The organism is Pontiella desulfatans, from assembly GCF_900890425.1.
GTDB classification, from domain to species: Bacteria; Verrucomicrobiota; Kiritimatiellia; order Kiritimatiellales; family Pontiellaceae; genus Pontiella; species Pontiella desulfatans.
Map to the genome: position 1 here is coordinate 1775554 of NZ_CAAHFG010000001.1, position 25111 is coordinate 1800664.

The window sequence follows — 25111 nt, forward strand, 5'->3', positions numbered from 1 at the left end:
CTCAAGGAATAGATATGAGGAAACTAGCCATCCTGTTTGCTATACTGATGCCCACATTGATTTGGGCTGCGACATATCATGTTGATCTGAGCTCAGAAGAGACCTTCGAGGACGGTTCGGAAACCTATCCCTTCAAAACTATTGCACAGGCCTCTGCCGTTATGTCGGCGGGGGATACCTGCTATATCCATCGGGGAATCTATCGCGAAACCATCGTGCCGGCTCAACACGGATCATCGGGGGCACCGATTCGGTATGTGGCATACGGCAATGATCCGGTCGTGGTCTCCGGCACGGAGGTGGTTGCCAATTGGCAGCTGCACTCCGGCAATATCTATAAAGCCACCGGTGTGAGCATGCCGTTGGGTAATAAAAATATGGTCTATTTTAACGCCGATGCCCAACAGCTGGCGCGCTGGCCGAATGATCTGGATGGAGATCCATATACGTATGATGCCTACTTCGCCGAAACCGCTTCGGGAACGTATTCCGACTCGTACATCACCCACTACGATATTCCGGACTACTGGACGAGCGGCGTTATTTTTTGGCTCGGTGCGCACAGCGGCTGCTCCATTCAGCGAAACATCACGGGATTCGATCCTGGAACGCACCAGCTCTCTTTTACGCCTATGCCCACGAGTATCTGGCCGTTCAGCAATCACTCTCCATTGCGCTATGAAAACGGCCACCGCGGAATCTTTTATCTGTTAAACCGGCTTGAAGCGCTGGATGCACCGGGGGAATGGTTCCATGACTCGGCAACGCAAACCCTCTATTTTTATGCGCCGGGCGGGGTTGACCCATCGACGGGTACCGTGGAGGTTGCGGTTCGCGATAAAACCATCGATCTCACCAAAAACTATATTCAGTTTGAGCGTCTTAACTTGTTCGGGGCGTATGTCCGTATGCAGAACCATAATTGTTCTCTCATCGATATGCGCATTCGGCACGGCATTGCGGGGCTGATTCCCGATGTGAACAGCACAGGCGCAGCCACGGCCGGCGGTGCGGCGATCGACATCGTTGGGGATAACAACCGAATAGAGCGCTGCCTGCTTGAAGAGGGAACGTCGAACGGAATTTACATCAGTGGAAATGCGGATGGAACCGTCATTCTGAACAACGTGATCCGCAATTTTGACCAGCAGGGTAATCACTGCTGCCCAATCCGGTCGGGCGGCACCGATGCCCTGATTATCAGCAACAGTATTTCCGGATCAGCCCGGGACGTCAGTCGGGCAACTGGAGAGGGAACTGTATTCAGCTACAACGAAGTTTTTGACGGCTTGAAATCCTGCGCCGACGGTGGACTTTTCTATGTGACGGGCAACAGCATTCCCCGCGATGTAGAGCTCAGCTATAACTGGTTCCATGATGCCTACTCGCCTAGCTATGCGGGAGTGAAAGCCACCGGCATCTATCTGGACAACGACACCTCGGGCTACAAGGTCCACCATAACGTCGTATGGGATGTCCAATGGGGCGGACTGCACTTCAACTGGGATGCACTTGAAAACGAAATTTATAACAACACGTTTTGGAATGTCGGAACAAACGAGGCGCTCATTTTATGCTGGGTTCCCGAGAATGGCGGCATCCGCACCGACGTGCGCGACAACACGCTCATCAACAACCTGTCGGACGTGCGCGACTGGTGGGACTCCGGCGCGGGGGACTATACCGAAGACGAAACACTGGACAACGTGTTTTCCAACAATGTGCAGGTGGCCACCTCGCCCTTCGTATCCATTGAAGATAAAAACTTCATGCCGCTGAATCATCCTTCCATCGTCGACCAAGGCGTTGACGTGGTCGGGATCACCGAGGGCTATGTTGGAGCAAGCCCGGATGTCGGCGCCTATGAATACGGTGGGACGCGGTGGATTCCCGGGGCGGACTGGACGCCCTCTTATTTCTCGTGGCTGCTCGGCGATGAAATTCCGGGCTGGATCCGCATCGACTATGCCGAGGTGCTCGGCAACAGCATGGTGCTGGGTTTTACCAACGGCCCGGCAAACGGATGGTTCGAGCTGCACTCCAAGACAAACCTGATGGATGCCGCGTGGACCACCCTGCAGACCGGATTGCCGATCGATTCCTCCGGTGCCGGGGCCATCACCAATCCGATTGCCGCACCGCAGGAATTCTTCCGGCTGTTTGAAGGGGAAGCTCCGGCTCCAGCGGGGCCGGAAGTCATCCGGTTCACGGCGCCGGACTATGCCGACGGGGCGCTTGACGGGCAGCAAAACTGGAAGGCGGAAGCCGGCTGGAGCGTCGGGGATTCCGCAGGAATCGGCCACGCCATCACCGCCCAAAACAGCGAAATTGCCGTGTTGGACGAAGCGGTTGCCTTGTCCGTTGGCCAATCCATCGGCTACACCGTCAACTTTGAGTTCGGCGGCGCCTATTCCGCACCCACGAACTATGTCTACACCTTCCTGGCTGGATTGAAGGCCGATGGCTCCGCCGCCTCCCATGTGGGCACCGCCGACTCCGCCGCCGATGCCAACGTCCAGATTTTTCCGGACAACGACACCTACCGTCTGCTCAGCAACTATTCCCCGGTTTCCGGAGCGGGCAACATTGCCGGCACGCAACTCAACGCCGGGGATCTGCTCCGGTTCGACTACACGCTCACGCTCGGGGACCATGCCTCCAACACATTCTATACGGTGCGGTTGCAAAACCTGACCGATGGAACCGATACCGGCCTGGGCACGGTGACCGGGGTTGACGCCACGGTTCACGCTGCGCTCACCGGCCCCGGCGCCTACTTTTTCTTCCAGCGGATCAATCCGGGGGCGAGGGGGGCCGGACTCACCGACCTGCAGGTCAATTCCGTCACGATCACGCACCGTCCGTAAACGAAACCCCATAGTCCTTAAGTACTATGGATGGTTGCGCGCGCGCGGTCTATCTTCGTTGCGTTATGGCTAGGGACTTTTTCGCGGTTCCTGGCGCATGGATTAAACCAGGCAGAAAAGGTGCATGGATGAAAATGACGAATCATAAGGCGGCCGGTGTTGGCGCAATACTCACGTTGGCGGCCTGTTCGTCCGTTGCGGCGCAAACAGCGAGTCCGCTGGCTCATTGGCGCTTTGACGACGGTACCGGGAACCGGGTGGCCGACAGTTCCGGCAACGGAAACTCCGGAACCATCAAGGAGATCAAGTGGGTTCAGGGCGCAGTCAATTCCGCCGGTCAGCTCGGCCACCAGGCCGGGGTGAATGTCGGCAACGACAACAGCCTGAACGCAGGCCAGTCCATTTCCATCCAGGCGTGGATCAAGCCGTGGGCTCCGCAATACGACCAGTTTCCCACCATCGTTCGAAAGGAGGGGGCCTATGTTTTCCGGCTCTCGCCGAGCAAATCGTTGGGACTGGTGCTTTGGCTGGATGGAAAAAAGCACACGCTTGAAGCGAAGCAAAAGGAGTGGCCGAACGGCAAGTGGCAGCATGTGGCCGCCACCTACGATGGCGCCGAAGTCCGCCTCTATGTCAACGGCGGGTTGGATTCCGTGTTCCCCGCTTCAGGAAAAATATCCAGTAGCGAAGCCGACTGCCATCTCGGCGCCGTCGAAGGTCGGTACTTTTTCAATGGAACGCTGGACGAAGTGCGCATCGATGGCTCCGCGTTGAGCTCGCGGGATATTGCGGAAGCCAGCTGGCAGGGGCGCTACGAAATGGCGCGCCGCGACAACCGCTTCACCGACTTTTATGAAAAGATCCAGAAACGCAGTGCGGAAACAATGGTGCCGGGTACGCTGTGGATCGATGCCGAGGATTTTGATGAGTACGGCGGCTGGTGGATGGATACCCAGTTTGTTCCGCAGATGGGCTCGCCCTATCTGCTGGCGGCCGGCGTCGGCACGCCGGTTGAAAACGCGAAGACCACGGTTGCTGTTCCCGAGTCCGGGCAATACCGCCTGTGGGTGCGCACTAAAAACTGGTTCGGTTACCGCCATGCACCGGGACGCTTTGCGGTTTCCGTTAACGGCGCAAGATCCAAAACCACGTTCGGCACCCGCGAACAGCGCGCCTGGGTCTGGCAGGACGGAGGAACGTTTGAGCTGGATAAAGGCGATGCCACCCTCGAACTCGAAGACCTGTCGGGGTGGTACGGCCGCTGCGATGCGCTGATCCTGACCAAGGATCCCGCGTTTGTGCCGAAGCAGGAGCAGAAGGATTACCTCCCGATGCGCAAGGAGATGGTCGGCACGGTTCCGGTGCAGGAGATGGGGCATTTCGACTTTATCGTCGTCGGTGCCGGTGTGGCCGGCTGCAATGCGGCGATTTCCGCGGCGCGCGGCGGCGCGAAGGTGGCGCTGATCCAGGACCGCCCGATGGTCGGCGGAAACAACAGTGCCGAAATGGGCGTGCCGGTTTCCGGCGGCTCCAGCATTGGAAAGGGGCGTGAAACCGGTTTGAACGAGGAGATCGGACGCATCCATGCCTTCAACTATCTGAGCAAGTGGGCTTCGGGGGCCGATCTGGTGATCGCCAGCGAACCAAACATTACCCTTTTCCTGAACGCGCATGTTTTCGATGCGGAGATGGACGCAGACCACCGGATCAAGGCGGTAAGGGCCTTCGACATGATCGATGGCCACCACACGCGGTATACGGCCGACCTCTTTGCCGATTGCACGGGCGATGGCTGGCTGGGCTACCATGCCGGTGCCGAGGTGATGCTCGGCCGCGAGTCGAGGGAGCAGACCGGAGAGATGAACGCCAAGGATATTGCCGACGGCATTACGATGAGCGGATCGCTCATGCAAAACTCCATCCTGGGCTACCAGGCCATCGATATGGGCAAGCCCCAGGCCTTCGAAACGCTACCTTGGTTCTACGACCTGCGCATGAACGAAGAGGGCTATGTGAAGCATCGTCCCCGTTATGACAACGGGGTGCGTGCCGGAAACTGGTGGACGGAAAACCATGGCCGCAACGACGACCTGTGGGATCCGGAATGGGCGCGCGACGACCTGATCCTGGTAAGCTTGTCGTACTACAACTGGATCAAGAACCACTCCCCGCTGGCGGAAAAGGCAACCAACTATCAGCTGAAATATATTCCGGTCACCAACGCCAAGCGGGAAACGCGCCGCCTGGTCGGCGATCTCGTCGTGACGGAACAGGACATCCTTAAGCGGGAAGTGTTCCCGGATCGCGTGGGCTATTTTACCTGGAAACTCGACGTGCACCATCCGCTGGGCATCTTTTCCCCGGGGAGTCCGTATGACTATGAAAACAATATTTCCCCGGCGAGCATTCCGCTGCGCATGCTCTACACGAAGGACGTGCCCAACCTGTTCATGGCCGGACGCCATGTTTCGGTAACGCACGTCGCGCTGGGTTCGGCGCGTGTGCAGGGTACAACCGGCATGATGGGGCAGGCCGTTGGAACCGCGGCGGCCCTCTGCCTGGACTACGAAACCACTCCGCGCGGCATCGTGAACAACCATATGGCCAAGCTGCAGCAGCAACTGCTCAAGGACGACCTAACCATTCCGCACCTGCGCAACGAGGATCCGGACGATCTGGCACTGATGGCGAATGTCAAGGCCTCCAGCAGCCGCTCGCTTGAAGCCGGCGTCCAGAATGTGATCAACGGGATCACCCGCCCGCTGGATGAAGACCAGGAAATGTGGATCGGGAAAGTGCCGGACAACATGTGGATTTCCGACCCCGCGCAGAAGATGCCGCAATGGGTTGAGCTGGTCTTCGGCGGGCAGCAAACGGTCAATTCCGTCTATCTGACCTTCGACACCAACCTGAAGGAAAAACGCTATTGCTCGTGGGAATTCAAGGTCGAGGAGCGCATGCCGCCGCAGTGTGTGCGCGACTACGAAGTCCAGTATTTCAACGGCAGCGAGTGGCTCGCATTGGCCACCGTGGAAAACAACTACCTGCGTCGGCGCATCCACCGGTTCGATGCCGTCAAAACCTCCAGGATCCGGGTGCTGATCACCGCCACCAATGGCGACCCATCCGCACGCATCTACGAAATCCGCGCGTATAACGAATAGGGCACCCTCGTCATGAAAACATGCATTGCGATCATTTCCGGTCTTGCGGCCCTGCAGCTTTCGGCGGCCGCATCGAAACCCAACATCCTTTGGATCATCACCGACGACCAGCGGAGCGATTCGCTGGCGTGCTGGAACCGGGCCACGACCGGGAAGCCGGAAAGCGAGCTGGGCTACGTCGAGTCGCCCAACCTCGATGCGCTGGCGAAGGAGGGCGTGCTTTTCACCGATGCATATTGCAACTCGATGGCCTGCGCGCCGTCGCGTAGCTCGATGCACACCGGCAAATACCCGCACCGTTCCGGCATGTATGGCTTCCGCAAGGCGCACCAGGCGGCCGACTGCTCCAGCCGGGTGGTTCCGGAGGTCATGAAGGAGCACGGCTACCAGCCTTCGATGTTTGGCAAGAGCGGCTACTATATTTTTGACTGGGAGGGCTACCACCAATGGGCGCCGCTGGGCTACTACAAGCCGTTCATCCACCGCAACCAGCTCGAAGCAACCGCCGGTAGCGATTTCTGGTGGAACAAGCCTTGGGGCCAGCACAACGGCAAGGGCATGGTACTCGGCAAGGAAGAGGTGTTCCGCTTCGCCGACGGCTCGGTCAAGCGCTATTGGTACGAGCGCAAGGACCGGCCGCTGACCGATGAAGAAAAGGCGAACCGGATTGCGGTGGAGGAAGAGCTCGACCTCCTGCGCACCTATACCCGAAGCAATACGGAACTGATCATCGGCGGGGTTTCGCCCAACACCACCAGCCAGACACTCGATGGCGCCATCGTGAAAACCATGCAGAACTATCTGGCGAACGCCGGGAAGGAATACACCTCGGCCATCGGCACGGCGGAGCAGGGGCCCGATCCGGAAAAGCCGATCTTCATCAACCTCGGTTTTGTGTTCCCGCACACGCCGGTGCTGCCGACCAAGGAATTCCGCGACCGCTTTGCCAACCAGACCTACAAGGTGCCGGACTATTCCGACAAGGAAGCCGAGCTGATGCCGGCATCGCTGAAGGATCTGCGCAACGATATGGATTTCTCGCGAATGACCGATGCCGAAAAGCAACAGGCCATCCGCGACTACTATGCCTTTTGCGCCATGGGCGACCACCTCATCGGCGAAGCGGTCGAATCGTTCAAGGCCTACTGCAACCGGCACGGGCAGGACTTCCTGATCGTCTACGTCTGCGGCGACCACGGCTGGCACCTGGGCGAGCAAGGGATCGAGGCCAAGTTTGGCCCCTGGTACCAGACCGTCCACGACAGCGCCATTGTGGTGGCGTCCGACAAAAACAAGTTCCCGGCGGGCACGGTGTGCCGCGACTGGGTGGAGTTTGTCGATTTTGCCCCGACCTTCTACGAGGTGGCCGGCATCGATGCGGCGAAGCATCCCGGACTCGACGGAACCAGCCTGCTGACCACCCTCAACGAGGGGCCGCAGCGCGAATATGTGATCGGCGAGATGAACCAGGTGCGCGGCGACCGCGCCTATCTGCGCTGCAAGGATTTCGCCTTCGCCATGCGGGTGCGGCCGTTCTGGACAAAGCCGGGCGAGGGCTATGAACCCGGCGCCAACATGCGCTGGGGGCTCGACGCCCCGGCCGCGGAGGTCGATATGTCGCTCTACGATCTGCGCGTCGATCCAAAGGAGCAGGCCAACGTGGCCTATTCGGAACCCTATGCCGAGCTGGCGGCGTTTTTCCGCAACAAGCTGGGCGGCATTGTGCTTGGCGATGGCCGGGTGGAATGCGACTGGACGCAGAAAAACACCTTCAAGGTCAGCAACTTTGCCGCTGGCGCCCATGACCGGAAACTCAACATTCCGCAATCGATCATTCCCAGTCCGTAGCGTTTCCGGAACGGAGGTGAACCCATGAATCTGCACATCAAGCTTTTGCCGGCCATGGCGGTGGCGTTGCCGCTCTTCGGAACCGGCGGGGAGCCATCCAGTTTCCCCTTCAAGATGCCACTGGAAAAACCCAGCATGCCGTTGAGCGCCGCAATGGAGCGCGCGTACGACGACTACGCCTCGCCGACCTATTGGTGGAACGAGCTCTTTTCCAAGTTCCGCTACACCCAGCTCGAAGGGCTGGACTACCACAACCACGATGGCACCATTTCCCGCCGCGATCCCTCCAAGGTCGTCAAGGCCAATGGGAAATACTATGTCTGGTACACCTGCCGCCGAACCGAAACCCCGCCCCAGGGGGCGAGGGGCGGAAGCGACACGCGGCCTTCGTTCGACTGGGACCTGGCGGAAATCTGGTATGCCACCAGCGAAGATGGCTTCACGTGGACGGAGCAGGGCGTTGCGGTGCCGCGCCCCCCGAAGCCGAAGGTGGGTTGGCGCTCGGTCTCCACGCCGGATGTGCTCTGCTGGAATGGACGATACTATCTCTACTACCAGGGCTTCCTGGAAATGCCGGGCACGCGCGGCGACGACTGCCCCGTGGCCTGTTCCTGGGCGGATTCCCCGGACGGCCCCTGGACGCCGGTCAACGAAATCATCGTTCCGAACGGACCGGAAGGGACGTGGGACCAATATTGCATCCACGACCCGTATCCGCTCGTCTACAACGGGAAAATCCATCTCTACTACAAATCCGACTTCAATGGCCTGCCCGAGATGGTCCGCGCGCAGGGCCTCGCCACCGCCGACCATCCACTGGGGCCGTTCGAAAAATGCCCGCTGAACCCGGTGCTCAACTCGGGCCATGAAACCGCCCTGTTTCCCTTCAAGGGGGGCATTGCGGCGCTGACCGGCCGCCATGGCAACGAGCTCGAAAGCATTCAATGGGCCCCCGATGGCATCAATTTTTCGCGGGTCGCCAATTCCATCCTGATGCCGATAGCGGCCGGCCCCTATGTGCCCGACGCCTTCACCGACACCAAGGATGGCCGCGGCATCACCTGGGGCCTCTGCCACTTCACGACGATGGGCGGGAAGAACAAGAGGCACGGCATCCTTGGCCGGTTCGACTGCGACCTGAGCCTGGACTACCACGACCAGGGCATGAAGGATCCGGAGCACTATTGGCCGCCGGAATTCTATTTCCGCAGCGGCCTCGGCGGGGCCCGAAAGAGAATCGAAGCCATCGCCCGCGAAGACCTGAAAACGCAATGAACATGATCCAGCATTCCCCAACCTATCCTTTAGGCCTAACGCCTTGCGGTTGCAACGCGGATGGGAATCGCTATCATCCATGGTTCATGCGAAGAAGGCGAGGTGGGTTGTGGATAGGAGATGTTTTGTGGGCGTAGCAATGGCGGGAACCGCGGCCTCGGCCTGGCCGATGGGCTCTAGGCGGCTGGGCGGGGACGCGCTGGAATACCGAAGCTCGTTCAACGAGGGCTGGCGCTTCCACAAGGGCGATGCCCCCGGCGCCGAGGTTGCCGCGTTCGACGATGCCAAATGGCGCGCCTTGGATCTGCCGCACGACTGGGCCATCGAGGGTCCGTTCGATGTCAAATACAACGCACGCTGCGGCGGGCTTCCGTTCCATGGCATCGGCTGGTACCGCAAAACCTTCGACGTGCCGGCCGAGGCCGAGGGCAACGTGGTTTACATCACGTTCGATGGGGCGATGTACAACGCGCAGGTCTGGATCAATGGCCAGTTCCTCGGCAACCGCCCGTATGGCTATAGCGAATTCCGGCATGAGGTTGGCAAGCATCTGAACCATGGCGGCTCCAACGTGATTGCCGTGAAGCTCTCGCCGGAAGACCTCTCGTCCCGCTGGTATCCCGGCGCCGGGATCTATCGCAACGTTTGGATCGACTACCGCAACCCGGTGCACGTTGCGCCGTGGGGCACGTTTGTCACAACGCCGACCATCACGGAAACACAGGCCACGGTGCATGTGGAAACAACGCTCGTCGGCGAAGGCGACATCGGGTATGAAATTATTGATCCGAACGGCGGGGTCGTGGCCGCCGGAACGACGCCGGATCTGGTGGTTGAAAACCCCCGGCTGTGGGACATCGACTCGCCGAATCTCTATGTGCTGCGCACAACCGTTCGGGTGGATGGGGCGATGGTGGATCAGGTGGAAACCCGTTTCGGCATCCGGACGCTGGAATTTTCCAAATCCGGATTCAAGCTGAACGGCAGGCCCGTGCGGATCCAGGGCGTTTGCCTGCATCACGATAACGGTCCGCTGGGCGCCGCCACCTATCGCCGCGCGGACGAACGCAAGCTGCAGATCATGAAACAGATGGGCGTCAACTCCGTGCGCACCAGCCATAACCCGCCTTCCAACGAGTTCATGGATCTCTGCGACGAGCTGGGCATCCTGGTGCAGGACGAGGCGTTCGATGTCTGGAAAATCCCCAAGGTTGAAAACGGCTACAACCGGTTTTTCGAGGAGTGGGGCGAGCGCGACATCAAGGATATGGTCAGGCGCGACCGCAACCACCCGTCCGTCTTCATGTGGAGCATCGGCAACGAGATCATCGAGCAGCGGGAAAAAGTGGAAGGCCCCCGCGTTGCCAAGCAGCTGAACGACTATGTGAAGGAGCTCGACCCATCCCGCCCGACCACCTGCGGCTTCAACTGGTGGCCGGGGCCGTACCAGACGGGGATGGCGGGGCAGGTCGACATTGCCGGTATGAACTACAAGCCGTTGGCCTATGGTGCTCCCGTAAACGAATTCCTGCCGAACCATCCGGTGGTCGGTTCCGAAACCTCCTCCTGCACCAGTAGCCGGGGCGTCTACCACCTGCTGATCGAAAAATACAAGACGCACGAATCCAAACAGGTCTCCAGCTACGACCTCATCGGCCCGCCGTGGGCCTATCCGCCGGATGTCGAATACGATGCGCTGGAGCGGAACCCCGAAATCCTCGGCGAATATGTCTGGACGGGTTTCGACTATCTCGGCGAACCGACGCCCTACGGCGGCAAGGACAACAGCACCAATGGCTATTGGAATGCCGACTGGCCGTCGCGCAGTTCCTATTTCGGCGCGGTCGACCTCTGCGGGTTCCCGAAGGACCGCTTCTATCTCTACCAAAGCCAGTGGACCGCGAAACCGATGGTGCACGTGCTGCCGCATTGGAACTGGGAGGGGACCGGCCACTCCACCATTCCGGTCTACGCCTACACCAACTGCGAAGAGGTGGAGCTTTTCGTGAACGGAGCGTCCGCCGGAAAAAAGGTGAAAGGCAAAGACCTGACCCAACTGCTGGTGAAGTTCAACCGCTATGATGGCGATACGTTCATGTCGAAATACCGTCTGTCGTGGGACGTGCCCTATGCGCCCGGCAGCTTGAAGGTGGTCGGATACATCGGCGGCAAACCCGTTGCGGAAAAAGAAATCAAGACCGCCGGTGCGCCGGCAAAAATCAGACTGGTCCCCGACCGCTCCGGGATCGCCGCCGACGGAGCCGACCTCTCCTATGTTACCGTGCGGATCGAGGATGCCGACGGCAACCTTTGCCCGCTGGCCGACAACTCGGTCGAGTTCGAGGTGGCGGGGGCAGGGCGCATTGCCGCCGTGGGCAACGGCAACGCCGCCACCACCGCGCCGTTCCAGGCCAACCGGCGCGATGCCTTCAACGGACTTTGCATGCTCATCGTCAAGGCCGGCAAGCAAGCCGGAACGATTGACGTGAAGGCCACCTCGCAAGGCCTCCAGCCGCATGCGGTGCACCTGACCGCGCGATAGACGTCAGGGCCGACGTCCAACTTTAATTCGATCCGGTGTCCACTCCTCTATGTAGTTAAACGTTTCATCCTTGTGTTTGATGAAGGTTTTGCATGAATCGCAGGAATTGAAGCGAAATAGGACAGAGAGGATGAAGATGAAGATGAAGTGGGTGCAAGTTGCCCTTTTGGCGGGATTGGTTTCCGGTGCAAACGCGAAGGCGCCGAATGTGCTGTTCTTTTCACTGGACGATATGAACGACTGGGTCGGGGCAATGGGCTATGCGCAAGCGGTTACGCCGAACATGGACCGGCTGGCGAAAAACGGCGTCAATTTTTTGAATGCGCATGCGGCCGGTGTGTTTTGTGCGCCATCGCGGTCGGCCATATTCACGGGACGCCATGCCAGCACGACGGGGTGCTACACCACGCAGGTTTATTTCCACAACCATCCGGAGATCAATCCGCTCCACAAGGTGCTGCACGACGGTGGCTATGCCACCTATGGCGCGGGCAAGTTGTTTCATCATCCGGCGGGCTTCATCGACCAGCGCGGCTGGACGGAATATTTCTTCCGCACCGACGCGCAACGCAAAGCGGGCTGGAACATCAACACCTGGAATGTGGACGACCCGATTCTTCCCGATCCCTATCCCAACAGTGTCTACAACCAGGATCGCGAACCGGCGAACAAGTTTTTCATGGAGTGGGGCAAGATCAAGAACGAGGACGAGGAAAAGATGGCCGACACCCTGCGTACCGAGTGGGCCTGCGCGTTGCTCCGTCAAAAGCACGACCAGCCGATCTTCGTGGGGGTGGGGCTCTATGCCACGCATTTCCCGAACTATGCGCCGGAAAAATATTTCGACCTCTACGACCCCGGCAAGATCGAGCTTCCGCCCTACCGGGCCGACGACCTCGATGACCTGCCACCCGCCGTCAAGAAGGCCAAGACCGGCCGCAGCGAAATCCACAAGCGGTTGGAAGCGCTCGATGCCGTGGATGATGCCATCCATGGCTACCTCGCCTGCATCTCCTACCAGGATGCCATGCTGGGCCGTCTGCTCGAAGCCATCGAGTCGGGGCCGAATGCGGGCAACACCATCGTGGTGCTGTGGAGCGACCAAGGCTACCACCACGGCGAAAAGTTCGACTGGGGCAAGCACACGCTCTGGGAGCGGACATCGAACGTGCCGTTCATTTGGGCGGGGCCGGGCATCTTCAAGGGAGCCGATGTGGAGGCAACCGTTTCGCTGATGGATATGTTCCCGACGCTGACCGAGCTGTGCGGAATCAAGGATGGGCAGGCGCGCGACGGCACCTCGCTGGCCCCCATACTGGCCGATCCTTCAACGGCGAAAGACCGCGAGGTGCTGCTGCCGGGCATGAAGCCGGAGGAATATGCGATCATCAACCGCAACTGGCGCTACATCCGCTATGCCGACGGTACGGAAGAACTGTACAACACGAGGCAGGATCCCAACGAATGGAACAACCTGGCCAACAATCCGGAGTTCAAGGAGCTGAAAACGCAGCTGGCCGCCTCCGCGCCGCAAGCCTTTGCCGAACCGGGCATGATTGGCGACGAACTAAAGCTGGTCACCGAGGGCGATTCCTTCAAGTGGGTCGGCAAAAGGAAAGCCGCGCCGAAGAAGCTTTCGGATACCGTTCAAGGCTCGCCGATGGTTCCGCGGGAAAACAGTGATGAGGCGGAAATGACGCCGGACAAGGTGAACGGGAAGGAGGTCTGGATCTCGAAGATTCGCGACGGCGCGCCGACCTATTTCTATTTCAAGCTACGGAACCGGAAATACGCCAACGCCAAACAGCCGAGGGTGCAGATCCAAATTACCTATCTGGATCAAGGGAATACGCGCGGCTTTGTGCAGTATGACTCCAGCGATGCATCGGCAAACGCTGGAGGAACCTTCAAGCAGGCAACCACGTTTAAGGTCGGCAACTCCGGCCAATGGAAAACCCTCCTGTTCAACCTCGACGACGCCCAGTTTTCCGGCCGCAGCAACGGCGGCGACCTGCGCATTGCGTTCGATAGGCCCGATGCCGATCCCGTTGTGGCGGAAGTGTTGGTTAAGCCGCTCAACTAATCGTTAGGGCTCTGCAATCGGGCTGCGGTGGATGCCCTGAAATGGGATAAACGATAATCCTTTTAGGTGAATATTGGAATGAATTGTCGATAGGCCGAATTTTGTGAATCGCGAATTAAACACATAACGCTGGGCATATAACAAATTCAAAAAAAATCGCTTGACGATGAATCAAACTATGCTAAATCGTTCTACCATGAATCGGGTACGATTAACCATAACCCCGGAGGAGAAGTAGCATGAGTACGTTCAAGTTAAGTCTGATCGCGATGCTGACGGCGGCTGCCGCCAGCCAGGCCGATGTTTCGGTCATGTTCACCAATAACCTTGCCAAGGCGGCCAACCCGTTTGCGGAAAACACGCCTGGAACCGTTACGCTGGACTTTGCAGTCGATGGCGGCGGCAACGTGACCCTGGATGCCTCCTGCTCGGAATCCAATGCGACCATCGTTGCGGAGATCGACAAGTTTGACGGTCCGGTGGGGACGGTTAGTTATAGCGGGGCGTTCGGTACAAGCTTCAGCATCGCCCTCGTGGCCCAGGGCGGCACCCTGCGCCTGAGCGAGGATGATCTAGGTGGTTTTGGTGTTACCGGCCAGAATCAGTGGCGGATTGATCGTACGGAAACGGAGCAGGTAAAGGTTACGCCGAGCGGCCTTGACGGTGCCTCCATTGATTTTAAAGCAGTTGATTGGACTAGCCGGGCCAACGGCAGCGTGCAGATGAAAGCAATCGGCCCGCAGGGGGCATACACGAATGCCTTGCCCCAGAGCGATGGCACGTGGGATTTGGATGCGGAAAACATTATCCTCAATAACGGGAAGGATATTGCCTTCATGAATGCCACCACCAACAATGGCGATGGTTACGTACTGGCCGGTATTTCTTTTGATGTGGTGCAGGAAATTCCCGATCCGGGTGTCAAGGTGGTCTTCACCAACAGCTTGCCAAACGATCCGGCCACCGTAACCAACATGCCCATTTCGATTACCCTCGATTTCGACGTGGATGCCGTGGGTTTTGTTACGCTGGACGCTTCGTGCGAAGAAACCAATGCCGCCCTCGTGGCCATCGTCGATGCATGGGACGGGCCAGCGGGCTATGTGGATTATACCAACAATGTCTCTTTCAGCGTAAAGCTTGAGTCGATCAGCGGCGATCTGCGCCTGAGTGGCTGGGGCGGTACCGGCGGCCTCGGGCTTACCGGACAAAACCAGTGGCGCGTGGACCAGCCTTCCGAATCCTTGGCGCTGACCCTCGATTCGTTGCCGGGCGTGGCCCTGAAAATGAAAAACTTCGAACTAACCAGCACCCAATCGCCGGCCTACCTGAAGCTGGATGCTTCCAGCGGATCGTTCACCAACGCAATCACCTCCTCGGGCACCTTGGTCATTGAGCAAAGTGTTTTGGCAAACAACGACGACGCCATGGTGGTCGGCGTTGCCGTCACCAACCAAGGCTATGTGCTGAGCGGCTTCGAGTTTGTGCTGGTCGATGCCTATGAACCCCCGCCGGAACCCGGCGTTGGAATCCTGTTCAGCTACGACGATAGCACCAAACTCGACTTCGGCAATGCCGGAACCATCACCCTGGACTTTGCCATCGACGGTTCGGGTGTGGTTTCGCTGGATGCCTCCACGACGGACTCCGGCGCAAACGAAACCAATGCCGTGAATGGATGGGACAGCGCCGACGTCGGATTCGTGACCAATGCAGCCCTCTTTGGAAAATCCTTCACCCTCACGGGAGCGGCCAGTGTGACCACCACCAATGTCACGACGGACGGCATTATCACCCTCTGGAACAACAATGGCGGCATTCTGGCGATCCAGGGGCAGAACTCCGGACGCATCGACGGCTACACGTTGAATGTCAGGACCAACATGGAAGCCATGGCTTGGACGCTGAGTGGCGATGTCTCCCTCGACTTCGAAAGCTTCTCCTACGGCAACTCACTCAACAATGCAGGGATCGAGCTGAGCGATGCCGATACCGCGCTGCTCTACACCGCGACTGCACAGTTTGGCGACCAGAACGTCGCCGCCGACGGCTTTTCGATCGGCAGTGGACAGGCGCTGACGTTCACGGCGGTGACCAATTATACCTGGGGCATCGCACTGGGCGGATTCAGCTTCCAGATTGTTCCGGCGAAGGCCCTGAGCTATACCGACTGGGCGGCGCTGTACCCCTCCATGACCGGCGGCATGCTGGACGACGACGACAACGACGGCCTCGACAACCTCTACGAGTTTGCCGTGGGCGGCAACCCGGTCAACGGCACGGTTGCCCCGGCCTACATGCCCGTTTCGAGCCTGATCGATGCCGGCGGTTCCTCGAACGTCATTGAATATGTCTACACGCGCCGCCACCCGGTTCCGGTCGACATGGGCTACACGCTCAACGTTTCGGACGCCGGGCTGACCTTACCGAATTGGGCGGACGACGGCTACACGGTGATCGACGAAGGCGAGGGTGCTCCGGGCTTCAAGACCGTCACCAACCATGTTCCGGTCGATGCCAATACGAAAAAGTTCATCAAGCTAGTGGTTGAACAAAACTAGTCGTATACCTGTCCTTAGCCTTATCCGAACCCCGCCCGATGGCGGGGTTTGGTTTATACGGCGGAATACGTCAGTTTCAAAAAGAGGGAATGACTACATGAAACAAGGAATTAAATGGGCTGGAATCTGGGTGCTGGCCGTGGTTGCGGCTTCGGCCGAGGTTTCGGTGGATTTTTTTAACTCCACCTTGCCCCAATCCACCACCAACGAGCTGGGAACGTTGACGCTGGTGTTTTCGGTCGACGCCGCCGGCGTTGTTACGCTGGATGCCTCGACGACACGGGGCGAACAGATCGTCATCGATGCCGTCGATGCGTGGGATGGGGCGGTCGGTTCCATCGGCCACTCCGGCGCATTCAACACCTCTTTTTCCCTTGTGCTCGACGATGTCGGCGGTTCCGGCCTGAAGCTCACCGACAATGGCGGTGGCGGCCTGGGCGTCGGCGGCCAGAATGCCTGGCGCATCGATCGCCCCGGCATTGAATTTGTCTCGGCGGATGCCATCATTCCGGATGGGTTGCTCGCCTTGAATTCGGTGGCTTGGAACCATCGAGCCAACACGACGGTCGATATGCAGCTCACCGCCCCCGGCGGCTCGCTCACCAACAGCCTCGACGGGCTGGAGGGAACGTGGAATCTCGTGGGCGAAGGCCTGCGGCTTCAAAGCGGTCAGCAATTGCTGTTCGGCAATGCCGACCTGGGCGTGGAAAACGACGGCTATGCGCTGGCGGGTTTTTCGTTCGACATCATCGATGGAACGGTGGCCCCGGAAACCGCCGACCTGACACCGGACAACCAGACCTCGTATACCACCCAATCCTTCGAAGGACGCACGGTCTGGGTTTCCGACAGTGCGGATGGCCAACTCTATTTCGATGTGCCCGGTGCGTTTGGCTTTGTGCCCGGACAGCCGGTTTATGTCCGCATTGAATACCACGATTCCGGATACGGAAGACTGTTTGCCGAATACGATTCAACGCTGGGGGATGCCACGGCCGATAAATTCCAGGATGCCGAAACCCATTCGCGCTCCAGCCGCGTCGGTGGCGGCGGTTTTGTCTACAGCTATCAGGAATTTAAATCACCCCTGTTCAACGGCCGGCAGAATGGGGGCAACGACTTCCGGTTCAAATTGCAAAGCAGCGACGGCACGCCGCTGCGGATTGCCGGCGTGCAGATCAGCACGGCGCCTTATGCCGACGAAATGTTCCAGCTTGCGCTGTCCGAACCCTGGCTGGAACCGTACGCAGGGGAAGTGCACGACCTGGTCGACAACACCACGCTGGCCGGCAAGGTGATGACGGGCTACCAAGGTTGGTTCGGCGCGCCCAACGATGTGATGGACAGTGGGTGGAACCACTGGGGGCGCGGCAGCAACGACAAGCCCGATGAAAGCTGGATGACGATCGACGCGTGGCCCTATCTCGACGACTACGATGCCGAAGGCCTCTACCGCGCCGGCGACCTGCTGCATCAGGACGGTCGTCCCGCCTACCTCTTTTCCTCCCGCGATCCTGAAACCGTGCAGCGCCACTTCCGCTGGATGCGCAAGCACGGCATCGACGGCGCCTACCTCCAGTATTTCGTGAACGCCAGCCGCAGCGGCGCCAACGGGGGAAAGCAGTTCGTGCTCAACAACGTCCGCGAGGCCGCCGCCAAGGAGGGGCGCATCTGGGCGCTCGAGTACGACATCAGCGGGCTCTCGACCGACTTCAATGAAGCCATGGATATCATGACCAACGACTGGAACTGGATGGTCAACGAGGCGCACATTACCGACGATCCGCGCTATGCCCGCGAGGATGGGAAGCCGGTGGTTTTCATCTGGGGCTTCGGGGTGCGCGACCACTCGCCCGCGCTTGCCAATGCGGTGGTCGACTGGTTTGCCGCGCAAAACCTCTACCTGATCTGCGGCACGCGCTGGAAGTCCGAACCGGAGTGGCAAGACCATTTCCAGCGCTACGACCAGTTGCTCATCTGGATGGAACGCGACCTGGGCACCCTGGCCAGCCGGAAAGCCGCGCTCGACAGCTGGGGCATGAAGATCCTGCCGCACGCCTGGCCGGGCTTTTCCTGGAACAACCTGCAGCAGACGGTCTATCCCTATCAGCACACCGCGCGCGACGGCGGGCAGTTCTATTGGGACAGGCTCTACAACGCCGTGGCCGTGGGCGCCGACCAAATCTTCCTCGGCATGTTCGATGAATACGACGAAGGCACCGCGATCATGCCCATGCAAGACAACCATCCGAACATCTATTCGGAGGGCACCAACACCTGGGGGCACTATATCGACAACGAGGGGCGCGATCCGTTCTGGTATCTCCAGCTCAGCGAGGCCGCCCGCGAGATGCTCAACGGACAGCGCCCGGTGTCGGCCACCCTTCCGTTGGAATCGGAAATCACGCCTGCGGCCTATGCGGGCGACGATGCAACCTGCTATTTGGGCACCAACGATGTGGTTACCGGCCTATCCCATCCGCAACCCCCGGACGGAGTGACCGACGGATTGGTGCTCGGCAACCAAAGTTGCCGCACCAACGGCGCGTCCTATTTTTACTTCGGCATCGATGATGCCATGGTCTATGCAAATACCGCAGGACAGGCGGCCACCATCGAGCTGGAATATTACGACGACGCGCCGGGCAAAACCATCCGCCTCCAGTACGACGGCACCTCGGCGGCCTACAGCCTCCATCCGGATGTCGAAATCACGCCGGGCTCCGGCGGTTGGAAGTATTATCGGTGGAATGTGGCCGATGGTTATTTCGGAAACCGCCAAAACGGCCTGTCGGATTTCCGCATCAACATCACCGGCGGCAACACCGTGGCGATCCGCCGCGTGAGCGTCTTCCTGCCGGAAGAGCAGGGCGGTGCACAGGCCGATGCCCCGACGATCGAGTTTGCCGACACGGGACTGGCCTGGCCGGAAATGTCGGACGTCACCGGCTGGCGCCTCTTCGAAAGCGGCAACCTGGCATCCAACGATTGGACGGAAGTCGGCAGCGGATTAACCTTCACCAACGGCATGGTGCTCTACGATGCGCTGGCCACGAATGAGGCCAGTTTCTACCAGCTCCGCAAACCGGCGAAGAAATAGGAGAGTGCAATGTTGTTGAAAGGCTTGCGGCACAGCCGCCCTGGAGCAACAGTGCTTAACAGCAACCTAAATTTCAGCATTTTTCACGGCGGAGTTAGCAGCGATGAGCAACTTTCTCATGACCGCCGTAAGCGCGACCATTTTTGGGCGGTGGTTTTCATTTACCAGACGCTGGTAGAACTCGCGAAGAACTGGGTTGTATGTCCTGGCATTCATGGCAGCCATGTACAGGCAGGAACGCAACCTTCGGCGCCCGCCACAGACATGCCGCCTGCCGGACTTGCCCCCGCTGTCCCGGTTGAAGGGGGCGAGTCCCGCCAGCGACGCGATTTCCCTGCGCGAAAGCGTGCCGATCTCAGGGAGGTGGGCGAGCAGGGTCACCGCATTGACGATGCCCAGGCCTTTGATGGACTGGATACACTTGGCCTTCTGCGTCATGGTTGCGTCTTCGGCAAGGGTATCTTTGATTTTCGCTTCGATTTTCTCGAGCTGCTTTTCAAGCCACTTGAGATGCTGCTTGATCAGTCTGACCATCTCCGGCTCGTCGGCAGTTCCCAAGCGGTTCTTCTCGGCCGTATGCATGTCGCTCAGGTGCACCCTTCGATCAACGAGGGCGGTGAGCCTGCGCTGCGTCGCCGAAGGCTTCTCGGAGGGCTTGGGGTCGGTGTGCGACGCGAAGTCGCGGATCATCCGCGCGTCGATCGGATCGGTCTTGGCGATCTGCCCCATGCCCAGCGCGAAGTGCCGGACGCGCGACGGGTTCACGATGCTCGCGGTGCCGCTGGCGGCCATCACCATCCAGGCGGCCATGCGTTCGTAGCCGCCCGTGGACTCGAAGACATAGTGGGCGCTGCCCGCCCAGTTCATCAGCGCCGTGGCACCCTCGCAGGTGTTGTCGAAGCGACGCGCTGTTTTTCCGTTGAAGGCATCCAGATGCTTCTTGGAAACATCGACGCCACAGTATACTTTTTCCTTGTTCATATTTGCTCCTACTTGCTAATGCGAGCTCGCTCGTACGGCTCATGCAACAGTTCGAGTTCAATATGGCAACCATCCGGCGGATCCGGGCTCCAGAACGTTCGCCAAAGGCGAACCAGTGCGGCACGATCTCACCGGACGGGAACCTCTCCCGGCTGGCCGGCCGGGGGAGGCACTCCTCTACGAGGATTGCACAACCCCTTTCACGGGAAAAAGGATTTCTCCGACGTTATAGAAATTCATTCTCAAAATCCTTTTTCCCTACCTGTTTTGAGTTGGTTGGAGAAACATACAAGTGCGGTGGCAACCAACGGGCGACACCGCTTTCACTCCAAAGCGCTTTGCGCAGGCGCTCGGTATTGTCGTGTTTTTTGTGCAGGCATCGGTCGCCTCGATCACGCTCGACTTTAACGTGGCGTCAACCAACGTTGGTGCCGACCGGCTTTATCTGGGCAGTGCGCCGCTAACGTTTACTTTCACCGTGGATGGTTCGGGCCATGTTTCGCTCGATGCTGCAACGACCAGCGGCGACCAGATCAATATCGATACGGTGAACGGTTGGGACGGCGCGGTTGGGACGGTGGCCGACAGCAACCTGTTTGGCACCTCCTTTACGCTGGAAGCCAACGCCGCGAATTCGGACGGAAATGCCAATGTGACCCTCGAGGGTGCCGACACCGGGGTGATGGCGGTGCAGGGGCAGAACTCGGGTAGAATTGATGGGGCAACCCTTCCGGCACCCAATATCGAATCGCTCGACTGGACACTCGCGAGCGGTCATGTTGCCATTGATTTTATCTCTTGGGATTGGGGCTACGGCACCACCAGCAGCGACATGATCTTGGTCGATGCCGATTCGACCAACAGTTTCGACAATATGGGCGTGTCGGGGACTGCCGGTTTATCCGGCATTTCGCTGGCCGCCGGCGAAATGGTCTCGTTCACGCAGCCGCCCACTTCGGGCAATGGGGTTGGGCTGGCCGGCCTCTCGTTCGATGTTTCCGCAACTGGATCGGGAACTGCAGCAACTTCCGTCTTGGTGGTGGATGCATCCGCGGCTTTCGAGGCGCTTGCATCCTCCGTTGAATCGAGCCGTACCGATGTGGTCAACACCGACGCGGAGCGTAGGATCGACTGGAGCGATGCGGCATACCTTTTTAACGGGGGTAGCCCCGGCACGCGCATTTACGGAGGCGCGGTCGTAACCTCTGCCGGCGACAGCCTGCTGGGAAACAACCACATCTGGATCAATTCCGCCCAGAACGATCTCGTTGTGAGAATGGACGGCGGAGCCGGCTCGTCCGCGGCGCGCGCCATGCTACTGTGGGATTCGTCCGACTTCCTCTCGCCCGGGTCATCGTTTGGGTTCGACGCTACCACCAACAGTTCGTTCCAGGTTGAGGCGGGCGCGGCCTACTTCGGCCCCGGCGGAACGCGCTATGTGATCCGTGACGGCGGCACCTGCTATCTCTCCAGTCTGGAGGGGATTACGGCATCTTCAGGAATCTTTTCCATCGATGGCGCTTCGCCGGGCTTGCAGTGGGCGCCCTTCGATCCGGCTGAATTCGCCACGTTCGATACCGATGCCGCCGACCTCGGGCTCCCCAGCCTGGGAAGTTTTGCGGCGATGACCTTCGACAACGTGACGGGCGTCGGCCTGCTCTGCGAATCCTACCGCAGCTCGTTCACCCGCTTGGAAATCCGCGACTTCGAGGCGCAGTTGGTCGGCACCCCGCCGGACACCGCGCTGCCGGGCTACGGCTCGCACCCGTTCGAGCTGATACAAACCGAAGTCGATCCGGTTACCGGATATGTCACGGTGTCGTGGGAGGCGGCGCTGAACCAGCGCTTCACGGTCGAGCGCAACAGCGACCTTGCCAACCCCGAGTGGATGGTTCTTGCCTCGGACTATCCGGACGGCGGGGCGGACGGCAACACCGTCACGTACGTGGATACGACGGCGGTTTCGAATCAAAACTTTTACCGCGTCTCCCGTCCGTACGATCCCGACAAGCCACTGAACGTCCTGCTGATCGTGGTGGACGACCTGCGCGACCACGAATCGTTCTCGCTCAACAACATCGTGCAGATGCCGAACCTGGATCGTTTTGCGGCCAAGGGGGTCAAGTTCAACAATGCCTTCTGCCAGGCGACCTACTGCAACCCGAGCCGCGCCTCGTTCCTGACCGGCCTGCGGCCGGAGTCCACCGGCATCCTGAACAACGAGGACTATTTCCGGGATAGTTCCGATCCTGCGGTGGCGGATGCGGTTACATTGCCTCAGTGTTTCCGCGGCAACGGATATTATACGGCCAGCCTCGGAAAGATCCTGCACGGCTCCCAGCTCGATCCACTTTCGTGGGATCTGCAAATCAACACGTTTGCGGCAACCCCCGCAGGCAACAGCGGCGAGTGGGTGAACATGACCGCCGATGCGGCATCGCCCCTTTCGTGGTGCAAGTGGCGCGCGCCCGACTGCGCCGACAACGACCTCGGCGACGGCATCATGGCCGAAAAGGCCATTGAAATCCTGAACACCAAACGTACCGATCCCTTCTTCCTGGCGCTGGGTTTCAAGAAGCCGCACGACCCGTTCGATGCGCCCAAGCGCTACTTCGACCTCTATCCGCTCACCCATCTGGTTTTGCATGCCGACCCGGTTGATGCATCGCCGCTGCCGCCGCAGGCGCTCGCCGTTACGGGGGGCTCGATGATCGCCTTCAATGCCATGGACGAGCAGGATCGCCTCGAATTCCTTCGTTGCTATGCGGCCTGCTCAACGTATGTCGATGCGCAGATCGGCAGGGTGTTCGATGCCATGGATGAGCTGGGGCTGTGGCAGAATACCGTCGTCATGCTCTGGACGGACCATGGCTACCACCAGGGCGAACGCGGTTGGTGGAACAAAACCCTGCTGGATACCTACGATGCCAAGGTGCCGTTCATGGCCTATGTGCCCGAGATGCCCGAATGCGGTGTGGTGAACACGGGCGTGGTGGAGCTGGTCGATGTCTACCCGACGCTCGCCGACCTGGCGGGGGTTGCACCGCCGGCCAGCCTCGAAGGCGACAGCTTTGCGCCCTTGTTGCAATCCCCGGGGATCCCGTGGGGCGAAGTGGCCATTACCCAGCGGACATCGGGCAGCGCGATTGTCGGCACCAGCGTCTTCGATGGCCGCTACCGTTACACCGAATGGACGGACGGCAACAAACAGCTGTTCGACCACGCCAGCGACCCCGGCGAGTGGTACAACCTCGCCGACGATCCGGCCCATGCCGGTCTCATGCTGAGCCTGAGCCAGCATCTTCAATGAAATCGATGGCTAGACTGATCCTAACAGCGTCCGTTGTGTTGCTGGCCGCTTGCGGCAATGCCATGCAACCGGTAGATTATGTCAACCCATTGATCGGGACGGCACCGCTGGAGGATCCGATTGTGGGCTTTAATGTGTTGCGGAATGAGGGCCGGCTCCGGTTCCTGATGGGATCCGAACCGAGAATTGAATAAGCATGAAATGAGCCTCTTGCAAAACTCTTCGAGTTTGCGAGGCGGTTTTTTGTTAAAAGTTATTGGTTATTGGGCTAAACCGATGGTTGCGTATGACTTGTCCTGATAACCAATAACCAGCACCTGATAACTGGAACGGCAAAACCAGAGGTTTTGCAAGTTCCTCAAATGGAGACGAGTATGAAACACCGTGTGTTGAGTCTGGGATTGGTTGCCGTTGCGCTGGCCGGCATCGCCGATGCAAAACCAAAGCTTAAAGCGTTGATTGTGGATGGCCAGAACAACCATGTCGTCTGGCCGAAGTCGACGATCATGATGAAGCAGTACCTGGAGGACACGGGACTGTTTGAGGTCGATGTCGACCGCACGGCATACACCTGGCGAGGCGAAACGCGCGAAGGCCGCTGGCTTCCGCTGGCCGGCGTTGGCGAAACGCAGGATCTGGAAAAGCCGAAACACGACCCGGAGTTCACTCCAGGCTTCAAGAACTATGATGTGGTGGTTTCCAACTTTGGCAACAGCGCGGCGGACTGGCCGGAGGCGACCCAGCGTGCGCTGGAAACCTACATGGAAAACGGCGGCGGCTTTGTTTCGGTGCATGCGGCCGACAATGCCTTCGGAAAATGGGACGAGTATAACAAGATGATCGGCCTCGGGGGCTGGGGCGGTCGCAGCCCGGCCTCGGGGCCCTATGTTTTCTACACCAACGAAGGGGAGCTGAAGCAGGACCACGACGACAAGGGCGGCTGCGGCAAGCACGGGCCTCAGCACAACGTTCCGATCACGTTGCGCGTGAAGGACCACCCGATCACCAAGGGGCTTCCGGAGCAGTGGCTGACCGCCAAGGATGAATGCTATGCGCTGTTGCGCGGGCCGGCCGAAAACATGACGATCCTGGCGACCGGCAAGGACGAATCCGGCAAGGCGCCCACCGACCGCCATGAACCCATGCTGATGGTTGTCGACTACGGAAAAGGCCGGACGTTCCATACCACCCTGGGGCACGACAGCTATTCGCTCGAGGGCGTGGATTTCATCATCACCTTCACGCGCGGTTGCGAATGGGCGGCCACCGGCAAGGTGACCCAGAACGTCCCGTCGGATTTCCCAACGGCGGAAAATGCATCGAGCCGGAACTTCGAACTCAACAAATAGAATGCGGCGCGGGGCGCCCTGAACAAGGATT

At 59.4% G+C, this 25111-nt stretch carries 12 protein-coding genes; 11 read left to right on the forward strand and 1 reads right to left on the reverse strand.

The genetic code is table 11. From position 1 onward, the window contains the following. Positions 1–14 precede the first annotated feature (14 nt). The 8 genes from E9954_RS06630 to E9954_RS06665 all read left to right on the forward strand — a co-directional run bounded on the left by E9954_RS06630 (position 15) and on the right by E9954_RS06665 (position 19440). Positions 15–2867, forward strand: a complete 2853-nt coding sequence (locus E9954_RS06630) for a right-handed parallel beta-helix repeat-containing protein (protein WP_136078426.1) — start codon at positions 15–17, stop codon at positions 2865–2867. A 128-nt stretch (positions 2868–2995) separates the two neighbouring features. After that, a complete protein-coding gene (locus E9954_RS06635) occupies positions 2996–6031 on the forward strand; it encodes an FAD-dependent oxidoreductase (RefSeq protein WP_136078427.1) in 3036 nt (1011 codons plus the stop codon). A 12-nt stretch (positions 6032–6043) separates the two neighbouring features. Continuing rightward, the gene (locus tag E9954_RS06640) at positions 6044–7879 is read left to right on the forward strand and encodes a sulfatase-like hydrolase/transferase (protein WP_136078428.1); all 1836 of its coding nucleotides are present in this window, start codon (positions 6044–6046) and stop codon (positions 7877–7879) included. A gap of 54 nt (positions 7880–7933) precedes the next feature. After that, positions 7934–9154 carry a glycoside hydrolase family protein gene (locus E9954_RS06645; RefSeq protein WP_136080162.1) on the forward strand — a complete coding sequence of 407 codons (1221 nt, stop codon included), beginning with the start codon at positions 7934–7936 and terminating at the stop codon, positions 9152–9154. 127 nt (positions 9155–9281) lie between these two features. After that, a complete protein-coding gene (locus E9954_RS06650) occupies positions 9282–11696 on the forward strand; it encodes a glycoside hydrolase family 2 TIM barrel-domain containing protein (RefSeq protein ID WP_222847082.1) in 2415 nt (804 codons plus the stop codon). 130 nt (positions 11697–11826) lie between these two features. Further along, positions 11827–13779, forward strand: a complete 1953-nt coding sequence (locus tag E9954_RS06655; protein ID WP_222847083.1) for a sulfatase — start codon at positions 11827–11829, stop codon at positions 13777–13779. Between the two features lie 239 nt (positions 13780–14018). Further along, complete coding sequence (locus E9954_RS06660) at positions 14019–16340, forward strand: hypothetical protein (protein ID WP_136078429.1); 2322 nt, start codon at positions 14019–14021, stop codon at positions 16338–16340. A gap of 97 nt (positions 16341–16437) precedes the next feature. Next, positions 16438–19440, forward strand: a complete 3003-nt coding sequence (locus E9954_RS06665) for a glycoside hydrolase family 71/99-like protein (RefSeq protein ID WP_136078430.1) — start codon at positions 16438–16440, stop codon at positions 19438–19440. Positions 19441–19506: 66 nt separating this feature from the next. Here the strand turns inward: E9954_RS06665 and E9954_RS06670 are convergent, their stop codons facing one another. Beyond that, entirely contained in the window at positions 19507–20421 is a 915-nt protein-coding gene (locus E9954_RS06670) for an IS110 family RNA-guided transposase (RefSeq protein ID WP_136078431.1), read from the reverse strand. 292 nt (positions 20422–20713) lie between these two features. On the opposite strand from E9954_RS06670, the gene E9954_RS06675 reads away from it, so the two are divergent. From E9954_RS06675 to E9954_RS06685, 3 genes are all read left to right on the forward strand, one after another. Further along, positions 20714–23731 carry a sulfatase gene (locus tag E9954_RS06675; protein WP_136078432.1) on the forward strand — a complete coding sequence of 1006 codons (3018 nt, stop codon included), beginning with the start codon at positions 20714–20716 and terminating at the stop codon, positions 23729–23731. A 5-nt stretch (positions 23732–23736) separates the two neighbouring features. Next, the gene (locus E9954_RS06680) at positions 23737–23925 is read left to right on the forward strand and encodes a hypothetical protein (protein WP_136078433.1); all 189 of its coding nucleotides are present in this window, start codon (positions 23737–23739) and stop codon (positions 23923–23925) included. A 180-nt stretch (positions 23926–24105) separates the two neighbouring features. After that, complete coding sequence (locus tag E9954_RS06685) at positions 24106–25080, forward strand: ThuA domain-containing protein (RefSeq protein WP_136078434.1); 975 nt, start codon at positions 24106–24108, stop codon at positions 25078–25080. Positions 25081–25111: the final 31 nt, after the last annotated feature.